We start from the raw sequence: 18,737 nt of genomic DNA on the forward strand, positions 1-18,737 counted from the left end.
AATTCGACTTATCCTAAAAGGGATATTTCACGACATTCTATGGTTCGGCAGCTGATTGGTATTTTCATTTGTCTCTGCTTGCAGTTTCTTCTGCTTGCACCTCCAGCCTTAGCCTCGGTGCATGTGTATCACGAGCGTCCTGGCCAAACCACATTGAGATCGCAACAAAGCCTCCGCGATCTCAACGACCACTCATGGCAGGCGATTTTGTTCAAGCGCTATCGTCCCGATGGTTTAGATGGCCTATATTTGCGTCTGGTGGGCTTCCCTGGCGTTGCCGATGTCGACCCCAACAAACCATTGACCATCAACACGGGCACTGCCTTGGCGTGGCAGGCCAACCCTAAGCTTGATCCGCCGACACCCGCTTTACCTGATAACACCAATCAGTACGATTTCACCCCTGTAATGGACAACTTGCAAAAGGCAATTCCGTTAACCTTAGCGGTGCCGCTACAGGGAAAAGCTCCTAGCGAAATAATTGTGCCGCCCTATGCAGTTAAAGAATGGCGGGAATTGGCGGCGCAAACAATCGAATAAACCGGAGGGTGGGCAATGCCCATCTTCCGGTTTATTCTTCACCGGCATGGTAGGAACTGCGCACCAATGGACCGGAGCGAACCTGGGAAAAGCCCAGGTCACGGGCAATTGTGCCCAAGTGGTCAAATTCATCGGGGGTCCAATAGCGTTGAACGGGTAAATGGGCTAGGGATGGGCGCATGTATTGGCCGAGGGTGATGCGATCGCAGCCCACAGCTCGCAAATCCTTCATCGCCTGTACCAGCTCATCTTCGGTTTCGCCATGGCCCAGCATAAGACCAGACTTAGTGGGAATAGACGCATCCAGTTCCTTCACATAGCGCAACACCTCTAGAGATCGACGATACTTAGCACCCCGTCGCACCGGATCCTGCAAACGCTCGACAGTTTCCACATTGTGATTAAAGCAAGCGGGCCTAGCGTCCACAACCATCGCTAGCCGTTGTCGCTGATTCTCAACAGAATTAGGCCCACCCCAAAAGTCAGGTGTTAGCAGCTCAATTTGGGTATCTGGGCTCACTGAACGAATAGCCGTCATAGTCGCCACAAACCAGCCCGCACCTTGGTCAGGCAAATCATCCCGCGCCACCGATGTCAGCACCACATATTTGAGACCTAGTAATTTAATCGATTCGGCCACTTTTTGAGGCTCTTCAGGGTCGAGGGGCATGGGAGCATGACCTTTATCAACCTGACAAAATGCACAGGAACGAGTGCATGTAGGCCCCATTAACAAAAATGAGGCTGTTTTATTTGCATAGCACTCACTGCGATTAGGACATCGCCCCTCCTCACAAATCGTATGGATCTGTCTTTGTTTAATAATTTTTTGGACCGTCGACAGTTCGCTAGCCCGACCGATTGGTCGCCTTAACCAATCAGGCATCTGAACAATCTCAGGCCTAGCAGCACCACTGGAACGCATTTGAGATAAACTTTCCATGACACAATCAGCTTGTCTAAGTAGACTTGGGTATCCTCGGCATTACGCGAGCATAGACACGATGGTGACTTAATAGCAGCGTTCTATAGCCTTTTTGATCCTATATGATTCTTAGAAACTAGTCAGGATCAGACTTACATCGTTGCCGACCTGGGCAACATTGCTTTATAACGTTGCTGAGTCAGAAGCGTATCAGCAACGTCCCCTACCTAAACTGTAGCTATCTATTTATTAGGAGTTAGTCGTGGCAGCAAGTCATAAGATTTTAGTTATCGATGATAGCCGAGTGATCCGCATGCGCGTCCGGGATATGTTGCCCCAGGGCAACTTCGAGGTGATTGAAGCCACTGACGGCGTTGAAGGGTTAGAAGCCATCCGCAACCAAAAGCCTAACCTGATCATGCTCGATTTCTTGCTGCCGCGTATGAGTGGATGGGAAGTATTCCAAGAAATCCAAGCTTCTCCAGAGCTACAAAAAATCCCCCTCGTACTGATGTCAGGGCGTCGGGAAGAAGTGACCGAAAAAATTCAAGGCCCTTTCGAATATTTTGAATTTATTCAGAAGCCTTTTGAGCAAAAAGAACTCATTGAAGCCATCAAAGCTTCCATGGTCAAAGCGCGTAAGGTACGCCCAATAAGTACTGCCGCTGCTGCCCCTGCCGCCGCTGCCGCTGCCAGTGGCGAAAGTGCTGCTGAAATCGCTGCATTGAAACAGCAGGTCGCCACCCTACAAAAGGAAGTCGCTACGCTCAAAAATCAGACTGCCAAGATTTTGGCCTTCATCAAGCAGAAGCTGCGGTAAAAAACATGCCACCTGGCCAAGTGGGCGATACCTGCCCTAACCTAAAGCCTGGCGTCCTTCTAACGCTCGGGCTAGGGTTACTTCATCTGCATATTCCAAATCGCCCCCCATGGGCAAACCAAAGGCGATACGAGTCACTTTCGTAAATGGCTTGAGCAACTGTCCCACATACAGCGTTGTGGTATCTCCCTCAATGCTAGGGCTGATGGCCAAAATCACTTCTCCAATATCGTCTTTGTTGACCCGGTGTACCAGTTGACCAATGTTTAGCTGCTCTGGACCAATGCCATCCATCGGTGAAATGAGACCGCCCAGCACATGGTATTTGCCCTTAAATTCTCTGGTGCGCTCAATGGCAATGACATCGCGGGAATCTGCCACAACACAAAGAGTCTGATTGTCCCGACGTGTAGAGCGACAGATGTCACACACGGGGTCCGCCGATAGATGAAAGCAAATTGAGCACTGACCCACCTGTTGTTTGGCATCTACCAGCGCCTGGGCTAGGGCTCGGACTTCGGCTTCAGGGCGTTTAAGAATATGCAACGCCAGACGCTGGGCAGTTTTAGGCCCCACACCTGGCAATCGCTGAAATTCTTCAATTAATTTAGCTAACGGACGGGTATAGATAGATCTAGCTCCTTTTTGGTTTTGTTTTCTGCTTTGGGGTATCAATTTAGGCCATGGAGGTAGGCTTATGGAAAACATCCCGCATGACGCTGTCACCCCAAAGAGTTATTCTTCGGTTGTATTGATAACGTCTTCCGACTCAGCCACCTCTTCACTCTTACCGCGCACTGGGGGCAGTTTTTCCACCAGGCCCATGGTGAATGCAACATCTGGTAAGTCCCCAGTAATGTATTTACCGGGTTCAAAGACACGACCTGGGGTAAAGCAAATTTGCCGCAATTCCACTAGCTCAGTTGCCTCAAACATTGCCCGTGATAGTCGACGTTCTAGAGCCATAATTCCTCCTAAGTCATCGGCGTTTATGCCTTCAAGTTAGCAGTAGCTATTCGTCAATTTGCCAAAGTTCTTGGGTATAGGCTTCGTCTAGAACTTTCTTGGGTCGTACGATAACGATGACTCGACCCAATAGGGGCATACCAGGGTCTGTATCAAACCAGCGTATAGCTAGCTGACCACTATCGTCACTGACCAGAAAATAGCTGCTATCATCCCAAGCTTGCTGTTGGCGATCCACAAGGATCAATACTGTCTCTGAGACCGTACTATCGGCCTGATTGGGCAGTTCATTGAAAGGCATGAGGAATGCGATCGCATCCTGCGCTGTCAACACCACCTGCCACCCTGGCACCGGCACCCAAGCCTGTTCACCCGCAGATTTCACCACACCAAACGCACCTTCTGGTTCCATCTTGGGCACAGCCTGAAAAACATCAGCTGACATCGGCCACTGCCCGACCATTGGCACCACAAAGGGCACATCAGTATCTGTCTCTATGCGAAATAGAGGTAGTCGAGGTGCAGTCTTAGCCTTGACTACCGCAAAATCAGTGAGTAGTTTCTCAATGGCTTCACGAGCCCCCGCACTGTGGGCAAACCGTAACCCCTGTGCAATCAACCGTGATCGAGCCTGCAAATCAGACGTCTGCCGAGCAAACCCCCAGTAGGAAAATGCCACCGCATCCCCTGGATGATTGGTAAAACCAGGTGGCAGGTCATGACGGTAAGAAAACTCCTTCAGGGCCTTAGCCACATCACGCACTTGCTCAGAATCTAGCCCCTGGTCATAGATAAACTGAACCGCCTGAGCTCGATCATCCTTAGATAAAATCCGCAGTTCATAGAGCGAGTCACTCCCTCGGGCAGTGAAGTGCTCTAGCACGGGTTCTGCAACAGCACCGCCAAGAATGGACTGATATACCTGCCCCGCCACCATAATTTGATTCTGCTGAATTGGCTCAAATCCAGTCCCTTCAAAAATCGCTTGGGGCGACATGCCAGACTTCTGTAAAGTCTGGCAAGCCATTGCCCAGTCAACCCAATTGCCTTGCTTACGCCGCAATTGCAGAATTAGAGCTTCCGTATCAGCAGAGGATGAATTAGGAGCAGGGGTGGTCATCGTAGTCGTTAGACGAAAAGTGTCTCTCGACTTTATCGCGGATAGCTAACCACAACACAAGAGTCACTAATTTTTTTTACGGTACATAATGGGTTTACTTTTACTCAATTAAGCTTTCACTACAGTAAAGTGTCCACCTTGTCGCTCAGTAATCGCAAAACACTCATCAAAACAGCATTATTGCCAGAGGATCCAAAGCCAGAATCTCTGCTTAGTGCGTCAAAATCGAAACACAAGTAACAAAAGACAAACATTAACATTTAGATTAGCAAGAGAAGCATCAACCAACCCATCAATCCAAAAACAAATGTAGTGAAATTATTATGGGTCTCAGAAGTCTGCTCTTTCTGAGACTTACAATCAACACATTGATATAGATCAGGGCCTATTTTCACCAAAGACGTTTTTGAACATTTTGGACAAGTATAAACAATGTCAGAAATGTCAGAAATCATCAGTACTTTCTCTTTCATAAATGCCACCTGATTGAGACAACTATTAAAATGAACAGAATTTTTCTCAGCCGTCCTGAGATAGTTCAACCAGCAAGGTATGACTCTGGCGACTTGTAACACGGACTTTCTGACCAGGATGAATAGTCATATTGCTATTGGATAAAGCTGACCACCAGGAACCATTGAGCCTAACCCGACCTCGCTTGCAGGGGGTAATCTCAGTATCCGCCGTACCAACACCTTCTAAGTAGCTGTTTGTAGGAGAAGGGTGAGATTGTCGCAACCTTTTAAACCACGTTTCTAAAAGAACCTTAATAAGAAGATTCAGTACTACGATTTCTCGATGTGACAAAGGAGTCGCATCACATCGGTATTCTTTTGTTAAGGAGAGCATAATTCGAGCCTGATCAATCGATAACAGTTGACAGCACAAAAAGGAATAACTGCTCTAGCCACTTAAATTTTCGACACGATTTAAGATCTGACAACAAACAGTCTGAACAAATACACTCTTATGCGGCTATATGAAATGTTCAGACTTCAGGAACTCATTTAGGATTAGCATGGCACATCGCCTGATTACTTAGCGATCAACTATTCCGCTTACATACTTACATACCTAAGCAGAGATCCTGAAAAGCATTCAGACGCCATCAATTGGCGAATATCTATCATGTCTTTGTTCAACATGGGTCAGTAGAACGTTTCCGGCATAATTATTTGACAAAAAAAGGAATCCTCTGAACTGGAGGCATCACAATAAAGTTAGACTTCCATCTAAGATTTTCAGCCTTAAGAAGGAAGTCACTTTATCTCGTAGAGGGAGGTGCTATAACCGAAGATAGCCATGTTGGTTCCTGAATATGCTTTCAATACCACGCTCTTATCTTGAGTTCATTGCCAACCAAAACCATCTCACAGAATTACAAAAAGAAGCTTTTGTAGAACGCTTAGCAGACATTGAGCTGTCAGACTTAGTGGTCGCTAAGATCTTAAACATATCGAGAGAAAGATACAGTTCTCGAATGACAAAGGTTTATAAGAAATTCAATATCTCTTCTGGAAATACTCCTGGAAAATCAAAGTTACTTTTCTTTAAAGTTCTGGATATGTATCAAAATGCATATCCTTCTGACAAGCAAGTCTATGAAATAGTCAACAATGCGATCGAAATTCTAGTACAGGAAATCCAGAGCAAAACCCGAGCACTCATCAATGAGAAATGTGGATTCATGCAAATTCTTGACATGAGCAAACCCATTGAAGTGGAAGACATTTTTACAGAGGTCAAGATTACCAAACAAATCTTATCCAAAAGACGTATAGAACTATCAGACTTAGTAAAAATAGTTCAACAGCGTCATCAAACTAATGACCTCAAATTCAACATCTCCAGATTATTTGAAGGTGTCAAATTTTCAGGGCTTGAGCTCGTTGAAAATTACTCGAAACTTATTCTACTTGGAAGACCAGGAGCTGGAAAAACAACCTTCTTAAAATATGTTGCTGTCTTTGCAAATAAATCAGAAATACTACCTGGTTATGTTCCAATATTTATTTCTTTAAAGGATTTTCAGAACCAAGATCACCAAATAGGCTTAAAAGAGTATATAGAGAATGAGTTAATTAGTTGTGAAGTCAACAAAGAAAGTTTTGAGCTACTTTTAAGAGAGGCAAAAATTCTATTTTTATTTGATGGACTAGACGAAGTTCGAAAAGAAAATTTTAACCGAGTCATCAGACTAATCAAGGAAATATCACAGACATATAGCAAAAATAGATTTATAATTACATGTCGCTTGGCTGCAAGTGAATATAAATTTGAAAACTTTCTGGAGGCTGAAGTTTGCGAATTCACCAAAGAGCAGATCAGTATGTTTTCAAAAAACTGGTTTGCCACAAAAAAATCTCCTCAAAAAACAGAGAAGTTCATTAACCGAATTAGCAAAGACGAAGAGATTAGTGAGCTGGCGACCAATCCTTTACTGCTAACCTTACTATGCATGGTTTTTGAGGATTCAGAGGAATTCCCCAAAAATCAGGCTGAATTATATCAAGAAGGTCTCGATGTCTTATTGAGGAAATGGGATGTTAGCAGAGCGGTAGAACGGCCTGAAACTTACAGAAAGCTGTCTAAGAACAAGAAAGAAGATTTACTTAGCAAAATAGCATATGCCACTTTTGAAAAAGATGAAGGATTATTCAAAAGAAGAACAATCGATTATCAAATTAGAGAATATATTTATAATTTACCACGCTCCATTAGTTCACCTGAAGATGTAGAGCTAGATTGCAATTCTGTATTAGATTCCATGATTGCTCAGCATGGTTTGATTACTGAGGTAGCAAAAGATATATTTTCATTCTCCCACAGAACATTTCATGAGTATTTTGTCAGTCTTAAAATCGTTAAGACATTGGATCCTGAAGAACAAAAAAAGGTCCTAGAATCACTGGCTATTCATATTACTGATTACAGATGGCAAGAGGTATTTTCGCTTGTCTCATGTATGCTCCCTAATGCAGACTACTTGATTAGACTTATAAAGCATGAAATTGACAAAATAGTTCAAGAAAACAAGAAGATAGATTCATTTCTTGATTGGCTAAATGAAAAGTCTTCTTCAGTTAAAAGCAGTAAGAGTATTGGCAATCTAAAAGCTATCAGCCAAGTCTTTTATTTTAATTTAGTGATAAGAAAGAGAACGATCAAAACACAAACAGAAAGCGAAGATTTTATTCTAGATTCAGAGTTAGTCACCACATTGAATGTTAGTATATCTATGCACAATACTCCCCTAAAAGAAGCTGATACCCTTTTAAAGTGGCACAAAGATATCTTGTCACTAATGCGTCAATGTATTGAACACAATGTAAGTGCAGAACTAAAAGAGGAGTTAATTAAATTAAAGGAAAAACTTCCTAGCAAAACTGTAGACTCTCGTGAATGGTGGGCTCACAATGGTTTAGATTGGAGCACCAGATTTAGAAATGTAATCATACAGTATCGAAATATAGGCCATGACTGGGGTTTTGTAGAAAGTGAAATAAAAGCCCTTAAGGAATACTATGATGTTAATAAATTATTATCTATCTGTCTTCATGGAGACTGTTATGTGAGTCGTGAAGTTCGTAAAGAAATTAATGCCAGCACCCTTCTACCTATTGAGAAATATGACGATGGATAGCCGGTTATTGGGTTGTGATGGCCTTTGACCTTGACCAGGCTACATAACCTAAAATCGAAAGCGCGATCGCAGATTTGGCATGCATATTCCCCATTATCAATCGCCTGTATTGTACTGGGTGATTCAGAACCCTTCATTAATGCACCCTTGAGTGATATGTATTGCCTAGCAAGGACGAACACGTGCGCGACTGACGAAAACCACTGCAAGGCTCCCCCAAACACATGCATAGAACGACCCCCATACTCATACAGGCTACAGCTAAAATATCTCGGGAAAGATTTGGTGTAGGGAGTTCTGCACAATAAACAGTTCTGTTGTCTTGGTTATGGGTCTGCATTTCGACAATATTTAACAAACGAATAGCAACAAGATCAGCTACCTGTGCTCTTCTCAAACAACATCTGGGCAGTTAGTGCCTCATCCTTATCCAGACATGAATCACCGAAGGGAGCCTAGATTGGAATGCAGTGCGGCAACTCTTGTTAAAATCAATAATATATAAAGAAATGTAAAGCAAATCATCTTTCCTTGACATTTATTGACCTCTTTAAAATTTCTCCAATGAAAGTAGCCTCTATAAGCCTTGTAAAGTAAAGATTTCAGGGATTGCAGCGATTATTTTGTAGTGGTCAAATTTATATACCCCAAGAGGGCACCACAACACTCCAAAAAAAAGCCCCTGACAAAACTGCCGGAGGCTCTATGACGTCTACTCTACTGGATTCAACGATGAAAAAACTATGCGTTGTAGCGAACGTTGCGATAGGTGAGGCTACCGATGGAAGACTTAGGAAGACACTCTTTTAGGGTTCTCATTTTAAAAGCAAAGTCTCTAAAGCAAAGCTGGATGTCAGTTTCGATGGTTGCGACAGTTGGTGCAGCAGGAGTGTAAGGTGCACCGATATCAGCGAGTTGCATAGGTAGATTCCTGACGGGCTAATGGCGAGCAAGGCAAACATGGGAGGCTTTAGAGAACGTGCTGACGATTGGGCAAGACCCAACAGAACAGTGGAGCCAGAATCACCATGGACAGTGCAAAACAGAGGCAAACTTGAAGACCTTCGATTTGAGAGGGTGTCATGGTGAGGAGCTCCACAATAGTGATAGGTGAGAACGTGTTTTGTTTGTTCTATATATAGAAACGGTCTACTCCCCGTTCATTCCGATGTAATGCTTGTGATCCTCATTCTTTTTTGGTGTGTTGTTGATCACTACACAAAGAAATCCACCATACTTGGCAGAACCTGAAAACGATGTAGGCTAAGAAATCCTGACGATAGCGCCCGGTATCGCAGGGCATCCACAAGGGAGTGCCCCTACAGGATTGGGTATTGGTAATCGGATTGAATGAATGTGGATTGGGTATGACTTATCTCAACGAGCGACTGAATGCGATTTGACTGATGCCGAAAGGCGACTTCAGGCATGTCTGAAGTAAGCTAGGGACACCAGGTGAGATAACTGTCATATACGTTTTCTAGACCGTGCTGGCCAATAATGCGCAGGAGTGATCGCAAAAGCCTAATAAAATCCCTTGACGGTAAGCTCCTGGCAAGAGATTATTAATAAACGCGAGGGGCTATAGCTCAGCTGGTAGAGCACCTGCATGGCATGCAGGGGGTCAGCGGTTCGAGCCCGCTTAGCTCCATTCAAAAAACCATGTGGGGACGTTCTATGGAACGTCCCCACATGGTTTTAATGGGAATCAAGGGCAATCAGTTCTATTTCCTTTAAATCTTCGCCGCTATCATCCTCTTCCATATCTTGCACAATGGCCTGAAGCAACGGATCAGCATAAGCGCGTTCTGAATAGATTTGGGGGTCTAGGGACATGGCTCGCCGCACATGCTCTAACGCCCACATATCTTGACCTAAGCGAGCGTGGCAACGGGCTTGGTTATAAAATGCAAAGGCCTGATCAGGCTCAATGGCTAAAGATTTATCGTAGGCTTCAATGGCGCGACTAAAATCCCCCATCTTTTGCAATGTCCATGCCATCGCCAGCCATGCTTGATAGTTGTAGGCCTGTAGTTTCAGGGATGTGGTAAAACTTTCTTCGGCGGCAGTTAGCCGATTCATCTCTAAAAGCACCAGACCTCGCAGATGCCAAAATCGCGACTTCTCTGGCTCTAAGGTCACAGACTTGTCAAGACTGGTCAGTGCATCTTCGAAATACCCCTGAGCCTTGAGTGCTGCCGCGTGATAACTCCACACACTGCCATTGTCGGGGTCAAGATGAATGGAATGGTTCAGGGCCCTTAAGGCCTCTTGGGGGTTGTGCACCTGTAAGAGCGTGCGTCCCAGCACCAACCATAGTTTGCTATCGCCATCATAGAGTTCCACAGCTTTATTAAAGCTGGCAATGGCTTGGTCAATACGATCGAGCTGTAGTAGTGCTTTGCCGCGATAGTACCAAAGCTTATAAGAATCAGGTCGTAACTGTATTGCTTGTTCGTAACTCACAATAGCTTCGCCGTATAAGGCCCTTCGATGCAGGTTTTTGCTTTTTCGATACTGGGCTTTGAAATAGAACGGAGCCTGCTTCAGGGCGTGACCGTAGCATTTTGCGGCTTCGTCTAATGCTTCCAGTTTTTCAAGAACAGAACCATAATTACACCATACGCGATGTTCCGTTGCCTTCAAAGATAGAGTGTGACGGTAGCTTTCAGCGGCTGCTTCATATTGACCAATGCTGGCTAATAAGTAACTGCGATAGTTCCAAGCCTGATAGTGATAGGGATAGCGCTGAATGATGCGATCGCAAATATTAATCTCCAGCCTGTAGCGCTCATCTTGTTCACTTGATTGGCCACTGACACTGGCGATATCAATAACTTGACTACTCATCATAAGTATCTATGTATTTATACGGCAGATGCGCGCAGGGCAGTATCACTTAGTTATACAAATCTTAAGGATAGATGCCGGAAATGATACTGGTATTGATGAAAATCACAGCCAACAAAAATCGGGATTTGAGTTGACTTGCCGCATACATTGCCTATGTATATGTCAACACAAAATCATGTGTAGATCGACACACAGGTTCAGGGTCCCCATTTTCGATAGCCATCATTACACAGCTCAATATTTAATTCCCTGAGATTTCCGGATTATTAGTGCGTAACTGCGAAAAGTATAGATTTAGCAAAGCTTGACGTAAATCTTTATAGGCAGGTTATATCTGATCTCAATTCCTTAATTATGTTTAGGCATACGGAGAAATTTTTTCTGCGCCTAATTACGGATAGCCCGATTGAATTATCAGACCTGTGGAAAACCTTCACAGTCTGTGGAAAACTCTGTGGAAAACATGTGGAAAATTCTGGAAAAAGTTAAATTTTTGCCATTATCGTTCGCAATTTATAGTAAACAGACTAAATTATTTAGAGAGCTAGAAGTGCTCAATGCATTGGGATGACAAAATTTCAGCTGTCTTTATATTTCAACTAAAATCAATCTAACTAGCTTCTGAGTTATGTTTGAAGTTATCCACAGGTTTGGACAAGATGTGCCTCTAATGGCATCTTAACCCCCATAAATCTGCCGAAACAAACCGCGTCGATTTGATCCTCCGACTACGAGTTGACGTAGCAATATATAGTGCCATTCGTACAAAAAACTTTCCCCATGGGCCGCAATATTCCGCAAACGGCTAATTTGATCGAGGCTAGCTGCCGCTTGCTTCCCTTTTTGGCCAAAACAAGCTGTCATAGGGTGCTCCCATTGCTCAAAAAACTCCGCCAGCAACTCACGATCCCGCTGACTTAAGCCCTGTGAGTTTTTAAACGTACGATAGAGCTGTTTCTCAGGTACCTTGTTCTGCTGGGTCAAGGCATCTCGCTTTAAAGTGCGCCATTGCTCTGCAAGCAAGGAGGGCATCATGCCTAGGGTATATCTTTGGTGAGGCCCTAACGCAATACCACCAATCTCTGTCAGCCCTTCTAATCGTACAAAATCGTAAAGGTCACCAAAAAACGGCTGCATCACCTCACGCTCTACCGCAAAACTCAGACGCATCCCTGCTTCTGAATAGTCAGCGATGTCAGGATCAGCCCCCTCAGACTGCAGCATGTGGTAAGTGCGGTAGGCGGCACACAAATCTTTTTGAGAGTCTGCCTGAATACAGAACCAAACGCTGTCACCTAAAGCTTTGCGCACCTCTTGCTTAATGACGTTGGGATCTGGGGGGGGTAACGTTCTCTGTGGTCGCTCAGTTTGGAGCTGTACGATGTGGGCTTCTTTATTTGCGATCGCAGCCTGCTGTTGTTGGAGCTCGGTTTGCAACTCCTGGAAAGCCGTCTGCTTTGCCTCAGAGAGCTGAGTAAGCTTATCTTCTAAGATTTGCATTTGCTGGTTCAATGTGGCGATCTGGCTATCCTTCTCCTTAAGCAGCTCATCTTTTTCTGCCAGCAGCTCGTCTTTATAAATTAGTAAACTCGTCTTTTGCTTTAGCTCTAAAGAATTCAACCCCGCCCGCAATAAATTGAAATAATAAGTATCTGAAAGATCCACCACTTCAGGAGGCTCGCCAGGCACATATAAAACCCCACGTCGCTGGGGCAGTTGCACGATCAACAACTGCCCCTCCCAATTACGAATCTGCAGTTCTTGGGTATTTGCGTGCTCAATGGTACTCACATAGCGGCGTTTGCCATAGAAAAATTCAGCATGGGTAGCAGCGGCCACGGGTAAACTATCAATCGCCTTGGGAGGAGGAGGAAGCGGACTAGACTCATTAATCGACAGAGATTCTGCTACTTTTGGGCTCTGATCCTTGACCGGGGGAAGCTCCAGAGACCCAGGGGGACGTTTTGGAGTGACGGCTAACTGATTAGCCCTTGTTGTTGAAGGAGAATCCGTAGCTAACTCATGCTTCACTCCTGGGGTATCAGCAACTGGGGATTCACTTAAACGTTTTGACTCGTCAGACCAGGGAGGAATCGAATCTGTTGCTAAATCAGGATGGGCCAGCTTGATGCCCAACAGTTCTAATTCAACAGATTGTCGTCCCTGCCAATCATTGAGACGAATTTTGTAAGCAATATCAACCTGATGGGGCAAGGGATGATACTCAGCCCAGCGCCATGCGATCGCTTTGATGGAGGTTACTTGACCTGTCTCTGGATGGGTGTGAGCCAGCGTTAACTTAAGATGTTTACGATCCTTACCGACAATCTGTTGGTCAATTATATTGACCAGGGATGTCCAAAAAACTGGCTCATTGTTTTGAATCCCACAGGGATGGAGAAAATCAATTTGTTCGTAAAGAGCCAGAGTAATATCGGCGAAATTAGCCTTTACATCGACATTAACCAAGGGTTTTAAATACTCTGGCTGTAGATGTTGACAAGCAAAATGACTCAGTCGTGACGTCACCTGTCGTAGTTTTTTCGCCGCAAAGGTGAAGCCACCCGCAGCCCGGTGCCCACCATATTTATCCAACAGATCATCACAGGACTGAAGGGCTTCAAACACATTAAATTCAGGAATCCCTCGGGCAGAACCGCGAATCTCTTTTTTCTCTTTGTCTTCGTAGGTGCCGATAAAAACAGGCACACCATAGCGTTCTACCAAGCGGGATGCCACAATACCAATTACCCCGTGATGCCACTCGGGCTGCACAACCACCAACACACGCTCTTGTTGTAAATTGAGCTTGCCATGGGCCTGTTGTTCTTCACACCACTCTACCGCCTGGGTCTCAATCAGCTCACACATACGCTGCCGCAGCGCATTCGTCTCTTCACACTGCATCGCCCGCTGCAACGCAATACCCACATCCTCAGTCGTGAGCATATCGATAACAATCTGCGGATCGGCAATGCGGCCTACCGCATTGATCCGTGGACCTAGGCGAAAGCCAATGGCCTCAGGCTTAAGCGCTTTTTTGCCCTGATCTAACCCAGCCACTTCAATCAGCGCTTGAATGCCAGGAATACGCGACTTTGGCAATAGCTGTAACCCCCGACGTACCCAGCGACGATTCACACCCACTAAAGGCGCAAGATCGGCAATTGTGCCTAACGTAAATAGTTCTAACGACGAAGCTGTGAGATCTTGGCTACGATGAAGCGCTTGGGCCAGGCAAACCGCGAGAATGTAAGCCACACCAACACCAGCCACACCATAGTAAGGAGAACTTGTGGACAATAGTTTGGGATTAAGAATGGCCTGGGCGGGCGGCAGCTGTTCTGGCAGATCGTGATGGTCGGTGATAATGACGGTGAGACCTAGATCAACCGCATGGGCAATAGGTTCATAGGCCGCAATGCCATTATCGACAGTGAGAATTAACCTCACCCCTTCTGCATGGAAATCGTCCACAATGCGACGGTTGATACCATAGCCCTCTTGCATACGGCTCGGAATAGCATAGTGAGCATCGGCCCCCAAATGCCACAAAGCCCGTAACAGCAAAGCTGTACTGGTCATCCCATCGGCATCGTAGTCACCACAGATGGCAATTTTTTGCCCTTGTTCAATGGCGGTTGCTAACAAATCAACGCTCCGCAGCAAATCTGGAAACTCATCCAGAGGCGATGGTAGCTGCTGCGTCTCTGGATCCAGGTATAGCCATGCCTGCTCCGGAGTTTGCACGCCTCGATTAATCAAGACTTGAGCCAGCAGAGGCGATAGTTGTGTCACCGTTGCCATCCGCTGCGCCTGCTGTACCTGAGGCGGAAAAATTTGCCACCGCTGTCGAGGGATTTTAACAGCAGCAGATTCTTGCGTAGCGATTGACGTGGTGACGGGTTCGGTCAAGGAAGTGGATTGGGTACGAAAAAGAAAGTAGTCCTAGATTAAGACAAATACTAGAAATCGCAAGTTTCGGTAGGCTGGCGTCAGCCCTGTGATAGCCGCCGCCATCTATCCTTTCCTGGGCTACGGTGTATACACATCTAGAAAATAATGTCCCAAAAGATAGGCCTGGCCTTGAATTGGCCCTCATCCTAAATCCTTCTCCCTGGGGGAGAAGGACTTTGAGGCCAGGCCCCCCTTCTCCCTCAGGGAGTAAGGGGTTGGGGGATGAGGGCTCGAAATCTAGAGATAGCTCTCCGACTTATGTATACACGGTAGCTCCTCCTGGGAAGGGCTCCCTTACTTCACAGAATTTGCCCCTGAATTATGCTCCTAATATATAGTGCATTTGATCTAATGATAATCCTGATTACTATTTAACTAATTTTGCCGGGGTAGGGCGTGCTTTTTGCGTTGTCCCATAGAGACGATAGGTATTGGCCCGACGCGTTTCAACATCATCAACGGCAATGCGCTCCACATAGTTGACCTTCAATTCTTCCAGAAAAGCATCGATCAATTCTTGCAACTCTTGGAGAGTATTGCCCTGCTGAATTTCGTCTCGTAAATGCTGGCCAAAGCTCTCAACCAACTTGCCCATGAGGTCAGAACCTCTATCATCTGCCAACGCTTGCTTGAGGCTGCTGTATAGGTTTTTAGAGACCTCCGCTGAGATTTGCTGGGTGATCTGCTCAGAAACATTGGTAAACCCCGGCAAAAGCTTTAGGCCTTGATAGGCAGGAGCTTGGGAGATTGCCCCCGTCACCGTATGGCTTAAGACAGCATCAACTTCTGGCTTAATTTCCGGTAAAACCTTATGCACCACAATGTCTGTAAGCCGCTGGGCAATCGTTTGCACCTCGTCCACATCGTTGAGGTCAATGTAGTTTTCCTTACCGGCGGTGAGTTCAAAAAACCAACGGCTAATTTGCCCTGCTTTGACCATGTTTTGCGTCTGGTCAATCATGCGCAGGAAAACCACCTCAGTCAGTTCAACGGCAAACTGGCTAATTAAGATGCGATTGATGCGTCCTTGAATGGGATCGAGATGGGATAGTTCGGCCTGGTTAGACCGCACCACCACAGGTACTACCCGTAGCCAGCGCCAGAACGGGAGAAACAAGGGTACATCATAAATGCGCCACAGCATGGCATCCATCCAGGTGGTGTTTTCATGACGACGGCTTAAGAAGTACGTCCGCAGTAAAAATTCGAAGCCAAACAGGGCTGCAAAGGGGAGATCAATGATCCAAAAGCGGTCGATGGGTAAGCCATTAAAGCCAATGCCTCGCCAGTAGTTGGTTTCAATCCGGGGTCGAATTTGCGTGTCAAAAAAGTTTAGTTCCTCGGACCAGCCTCGCTCTAGATAGGACTGGCTCCAAAAGGTGCGCAATGCTTCTTTAGAGGAATTTTCCTGCCCGGTGCGATCGCGCATTTCCTTTTTAATCCGTTCCAATGTTCCAGACTTATTCGCCACGGCAAACGGATTTTCATCAATCAGATCCACACTGCTCCGGCGTAGATTCGCTAACTGACGATTGGCGGTTGGTGAATCTAGCCCTTCATTTTCTAGGGTTTCTTGTAGGGTATCGACTTCCCTGAGATAGGCTGCGGTGACTCGATGTTCTTCAATCCCTTTGAAGGTTTCGCCATACCAGTTGGTGGGGCCAGGCAAAGTTTTGAAATAGACGTCGCGGAAGCGGATGTAGCTGAGGTCAAAGAAAACGAGGAGGAGGTTGGCAGTTGCGATCGCAACCATCCCTCGCTCAAACCACAGCTGAAACGTACGACGACGGGAGGATCTCGAAAAAGTCATAGGCAGGGGGCAGCACAGCACACATACACCACATCCAAATTGAGATCTACAGGCATTCTGTAGAAAACCCTCAGTTCTGGACATGAACAAGGTCATACCCAGCCTAGCGGCCTGCCGCAGCAAGGATGTGTAACCCACGATAGACTTAAACAAGTAACGAAATATTACTTAACAAACACCTTTCCTGTAGAGGCAGTGCCTTGTGCCTGCCCTACCCCAGGGAAAACATTTCACCTTCTATATCTACCTATGACCATCGCAGCTGCACCCGCTATCGGCAATACCTGGACCTGGCGCGACTTTACCGTCTACTACGTCCGCGCAGGGGAACCGCGCACCGATCGACCACCGCTGCTGCTGGTACACGGGTTTGGTGCATCTACCGACCACTGGACCAAAAACATTGCCGAGCTACAGCAGGACTTTGAGGTGTGGGCCATCGACCTGATTGGCTTTGGACACTCGTCTAAACCATCAAGCGGCTATAGTTCAGACCTATGGCGCGATCAGCTCAGCGACTTTATCGAGCAAATTATCGGTCGCCCAGCAGTGATTGCAGGTAACTCCATCGGTGGTTATAGCTGCTTATTTACGGCAGCGACTCGGCCCCAGTGGGTAAAAGGTGCCGTATTACTCAATGGCGTGGGTTCGTTTAAGGAGCAGATGCCAACACAGGAACCCAGCCCATTTAAGCAGGCGATTGGTGAGCTAATCAAAAATATTATTCTCAGTCCGATTCCCAGCTGGTTTGTTTTTCAATTTGTTCGCAACAAGTCCTACATTCGCAAGACGCTCAAGCAGGTGTATGTGAACCAGGATGCGGTGACTGAAGAACTGATTGAGAATATTTATCGTCCGGCAACAGAACGGGATGCACCGGCAGCGTTTGCAGCGTTATTTAAAGCTCCGAGGGGTGAGCGAGTGGATGTATTGTTGTCGAAATTAGAGCGGCCTTTGTTGTTGTTGTGGGGCACAAAGGATCCTTGGATGAACTGTGAGCAGCGCAGTGAGTTATTTAGAAAATATTACAGCGACATTGAGGAACATTTTTTAGAAGCAGGCCATTGCCCCCATGATGATCGCCCTGAGTTAGTAAATCCCTTAATCAGGGATTGGATGTTCAATATCGTTATGCAAAAGCGATAATCCGTAGGATAGGTAACTACGGTTACACGCAAGCGGGGTCCGCACTACTCAAATTAGCCTCCTGGAGATTGGCGTTATCCAGGGTTACGCCCCCTAAATTGGCGTCTACCAGACTGACGTTCCAAGGAAACTTGATGATTGTATAAACAGATCAACCAAAACATCCATGAGCCTGAGTGTCCATGGGGGTTTCTTATATGGAATCGACGCTGGGCAGGGGCAAGACTCCGCTGTAGCGGCTCCGCCAACGCAACCCCACAACCACCCCTTGTGACCCCCATCACCAACATTCCTCAGCCAATCTCAGAAACCCTTTAAGCCACACTCAGTTACCCGTCACATAGCGTTCAGGTAGCCCCGGCATTCTTGTAATCAATGAAGCGAATCAAACACTTCACTGATACACAAAGGAGCTTTAACCATGAAACGTACACTTCTTTCCGCCTTAACTGTTCTCGTTGCATCCGCTGCCATTGCACCCGTCGCATCCGCCGCTGAGCCCGCTAGCTTCAATATTCAGTCTGCTCGCCTCGAAGCACTCGACGCTCGCACTAAGAATTCCGTCCATAAACTACGTCTTGAGCACCTCAACAATCAAACCAAGGCCATCGAAGATATCCAAGCCACTCGACTAGACGCCCTAGACGCCCGCACTAAAGCTATCGATAACATTCAGGAAGCCCGCTTAGACGCCCTAGACGCTCGTAGCAAAGCCGTTGAAAACATCCAAGAGACTCGCCTGGATGCTCTGGATGCTCGCACCAAGAACAGCGTTCACAAGCTACGTCTGGAGCACCTCAATAACCAGACTAAAGCCATTGAGGATATTCAAGCCGCTCGGCTAGACGCCTTGGATGCTCGTACTAAAGCTATCGACAACATCCAGGAAGCACGCCTAGATGCGCTAGATGCTCGTACGAAGTCAATCCGCTAACAGATTGCTGAGCTGTTGCGGTA

15 protein-coding genes and 1 tRNA gene are annotated in these 18,737 nt (G+C 46.2%); 6 read left to right on the forward strand and 10 right to left on the reverse strand.

The window, feature by feature from the left end:
* Positions 1-39 precede the first annotated feature (39 nt).
* Positions 40-540, forward strand: a complete 501-nt coding sequence (locus tag DXZ20_RS28910) for a DUF3122 domain-containing protein (protein WP_163702534.1) — start codon at positions 40-42, stop codon at positions 538-540.
* A 31-nt stretch (positions 541-571) separates the two neighbouring features.
* On the opposite strand, the gene lipA is transcribed toward DXZ20_RS28910, so the two are convergent.
* Positions 572-1,483 carry a lipoyl synthase gene (gene lipA / locus DXZ20_RS28915; RefSeq protein WP_163702535.1) on the reverse strand — a complete coding sequence of 304 codons (912 nt, stop codon included), beginning with the start codon at positions 1,481-1,483 and terminating at the stop codon, positions 572-574.
* Positions 1,484-1,778: 295 nt separating this feature from the next.
* Here lipA and DXZ20_RS28920 point away from each other — a divergent pair, with 295 nt between their 5' ends.
* Entirely contained in the window at positions 1,779-2,285 is a 507-nt protein-coding gene (locus tag DXZ20_RS28920; protein ID WP_250564831.1) for a response regulator, read from the forward strand.
* Positions 2,286-2,321: 36 nt separating this feature from the next.
* On the opposite strand, the gene recR is transcribed toward DXZ20_RS28920, so the two are convergent.
* The 4 genes from recR to DXZ20_RS28940 form a co-directional block, all read right to left on the reverse strand.
* Entirely contained in the window at positions 2,322-2,993 is a 672-nt protein-coding gene (gene recR, locus DXZ20_RS28925) for a recombination mediator RecR (RefSeq protein WP_250564738.1), read from the reverse strand.
* Positions 2,994-3,020: 27 nt separating this feature from the next.
* Positions 3,021-3,251: a hypothetical protein gene (locus DXZ20_RS28930; RefSeq protein WP_006517207.1), complete on the reverse strand. Its 231-nt coding sequence runs from the start codon at positions 3,249-3,251 to the stop codon at positions 3,021-3,023.
* A 46-nt stretch (positions 3,252-3,297) separates the two neighbouring features.
* Positions 3,298-4,371 carry a RuBisCO accumulation factor 1 gene (locus DXZ20_RS28935; RefSeq protein WP_163702536.1) on the reverse strand — a complete coding sequence of 358 codons (1,074 nt, stop codon included), beginning with the start codon at positions 4,369-4,371 and terminating at the stop codon, positions 3,298-3,300.
* A 519-nt stretch (positions 4,372-4,890) separates the two neighbouring features.
* Positions 4,891-5,220 (reverse strand): NfeD family protein, encoded by a 330-nt coding sequence (locus DXZ20_RS28940; RefSeq protein ID WP_163661255.1) that lies wholly within the window; start codon positions 5,218-5,220, stop codon positions 4,891-4,893.
* 469 nt (positions 5,221-5,689) lie between these two features.
* Between DXZ20_RS28940 and DXZ20_RS28945 the strand changes: the two genes are divergently transcribed.
* A complete protein-coding gene (locus DXZ20_RS28945; RefSeq protein ID WP_163702537.1) occupies positions 5,690-8,014 on the forward strand; it encodes an NACHT domain-containing protein in 2,325 nt (774 codons plus the stop codon).
* A 741-nt stretch (positions 8,015-8,755) separates the two neighbouring features.
* Here DXZ20_RS28945 and DXZ20_RS28950 read toward each other — a convergent pair.
* Positions 8,756-8,935 (reverse strand): hypothetical protein, encoded by a 180-nt coding sequence (locus DXZ20_RS28950; RefSeq protein WP_163661259.1) that lies wholly within the window; start codon positions 8,933-8,935, stop codon positions 8,756-8,758.
* Positions 8,936-9,592: 657 nt separating this feature from the next.
* Here DXZ20_RS28950 and DXZ20_RS28955 point away from each other — a divergent pair.
* A tRNA-Ala gene (locus DXZ20_RS28955) sits at positions 9,593-9,665 on the forward strand.
* A 47-nt stretch (positions 9,666-9,712) separates the two neighbouring features.
* Here the strand turns inward: DXZ20_RS28955 and DXZ20_RS28960 are convergent.
* The 3 genes from DXZ20_RS28960 to DXZ20_RS28970 all read right to left on the reverse strand — a co-directional run bounded on the left by DXZ20_RS28960 (position 9,713) and on the right by DXZ20_RS28970 (position 16,634).
* Positions 9,713-10,867 (reverse strand): tetratricopeptide repeat protein, encoded by a 1,155-nt coding sequence (locus DXZ20_RS28960; RefSeq protein ID WP_163661261.1) that lies wholly within the window; start codon positions 10,865-10,867, stop codon positions 9,713-9,715.
* 678 nt (positions 10,868-11,545) lie between these two features.
* Complete coding sequence (gene recJ / locus DXZ20_RS38615) at positions 11,546-14,782, reverse strand: single-stranded-DNA-specific exonuclease RecJ (RefSeq protein WP_163702538.1); 3,237 nt, start codon at positions 14,780-14,782, stop codon at positions 11,546-11,548.
* A 409-nt stretch (positions 14,783-15,191) separates the two neighbouring features.
* Entirely contained in the window at positions 15,192-16,634 is a 1,443-nt protein-coding gene (locus DXZ20_RS28970) for a hypothetical protein (RefSeq protein WP_163702539.1), read from the reverse strand.
* Positions 16,635-16,883: 249 nt separating this feature from the next.
* On the opposite strand from DXZ20_RS28970, the gene DXZ20_RS28975 reads away from it, so the two are divergent.
* Positions 16,884-17,780, forward strand: coding sequence for an alpha/beta fold hydrolase (locus DXZ20_RS28975; RefSeq protein WP_163702540.1), 897 nt, complete (start codon positions 16,884-16,886; stop codon positions 17,778-17,780).
* Positions 17,781-17,802: 22 nt separating this feature from the next.
* On the opposite strand, the gene DXZ20_RS38790 is transcribed toward DXZ20_RS28975, so the two are convergent.
* On the reverse strand, positions 17,803-17,919 hold the full coding sequence (locus DXZ20_RS38790; RefSeq protein WP_163703651.1) for a pentapeptide repeat-containing protein: 117 nt from the start codon (positions 17,917-17,919) through the stop codon (positions 17,803-17,805).
* Positions 17,920-18,201: 282 nt separating this feature from the next.
* Here DXZ20_RS38790 and DXZ20_RS28985 point away from each other — a divergent pair, with 282 nt between their 5' ends.
* The gene (locus tag DXZ20_RS28985; RefSeq protein ID WP_163702541.1) at positions 18,202-18,714 is read left to right on the forward strand and encodes a hypothetical protein; all 513 of its coding nucleotides are present in this window, start codon (positions 18,202-18,204) and stop codon (positions 18,712-18,714) included.
* Positions 18,715-18,737: the final 23 nt, after the last annotated feature.

This window comes from Adonisia turfae CCMR0081 (genome assembly GCF_011009555.1).
Classification (GTDB): domain Bacteria; phylum Cyanobacteriota; class Cyanobacteriia; order Phormidesmidales; family Phormidesmidaceae; genus Leptothoe; species Leptothoe turfae.

Excerpts from the sequence above, each read along its gene's own strand:
- DXZ20_RS28910 (WP_163702534.1), top strand. The coding sequence starts at position 40 with ATGGTTCGGCAGCTGATTGGTATTTTCATTTGTCTCTGCTTGCAGTTT.
- lipA (WP_163702535.1), bottom strand. The coding sequence starts at position 1,483 with ATGGAAAGTTTATCTCAAATGCGTTCCAGTGGTGCTGCTAGGCCTGAG.
- DXZ20_RS28920 (WP_250564831.1), top strand. The coding sequence starts at position 1,779 with ATGCGCGTCCGGGATATGTTGCCCCAGGGCAACTTCGAGGTGATTGAA.
- recR (WP_250564738.1), bottom strand. The coding sequence starts at position 2,993 with ATGTTTTCCATAAGCCTACCTCCATGGCCTAAATTGATACCCCAAAGC.
- DXZ20_RS28930 (WP_006517207.1), bottom strand. The coding sequence starts at position 3,251 with ATGGCTCTAGAACGTCGACTATCACGGGCAATGTTTGAGGCAACTGAG.
- DXZ20_RS28935 (WP_163702536.1), bottom strand. The coding sequence starts at position 4,371 with ATGACCACCCCTGCTCCTAATTCATCCTCTGCTGATACGGAAGCTCTA.
- DXZ20_RS28940 (WP_163661255.1), bottom strand. The coding sequence starts at position 5,220 with ATGCTCTCCTTAACAAAAGAATACCGATGTGATGCGACTCCTTTGTCA.
- DXZ20_RS28945 (WP_163702537.1), top strand. The coding sequence starts at position 5,690 with ATGCTTTCAATACCACGCTCTTATCTTGAGTTCATTGCCAACCAAAAC.
- DXZ20_RS28950 (WP_163661259.1), bottom strand. The coding sequence starts at position 8,935 with ATGCAACTCGCTGATATCGGTGCACCTTACACTCCTGCTGCACCAACT.
- DXZ20_RS28960 (WP_163661261.1), bottom strand. The coding sequence starts at position 10,867 with ATGATGAGTAGTCAAGTTATTGATATCGCCAGTGTCAGTGGCCAATCA.
- DXZ20_RS28970 (WP_163702539.1), bottom strand. The coding sequence starts at position 16,634 with ATGACTTTTTCGAGATCCTCCCGTCGTCGTACGTTTCAGCTGTGGTTT.
- DXZ20_RS28975 (WP_163702540.1), top strand. The coding sequence starts at position 16,884 with ATGACCATCGCAGCTGCACCCGCTATCGGCAATACCTGGACCTGGCGC.
- DXZ20_RS28985 (WP_163702541.1), top strand. The coding sequence starts at position 18,202 with ATGAAACGTACACTTCTTTCCGCCTTAACTGTTCTCGTTGCATCCGCT.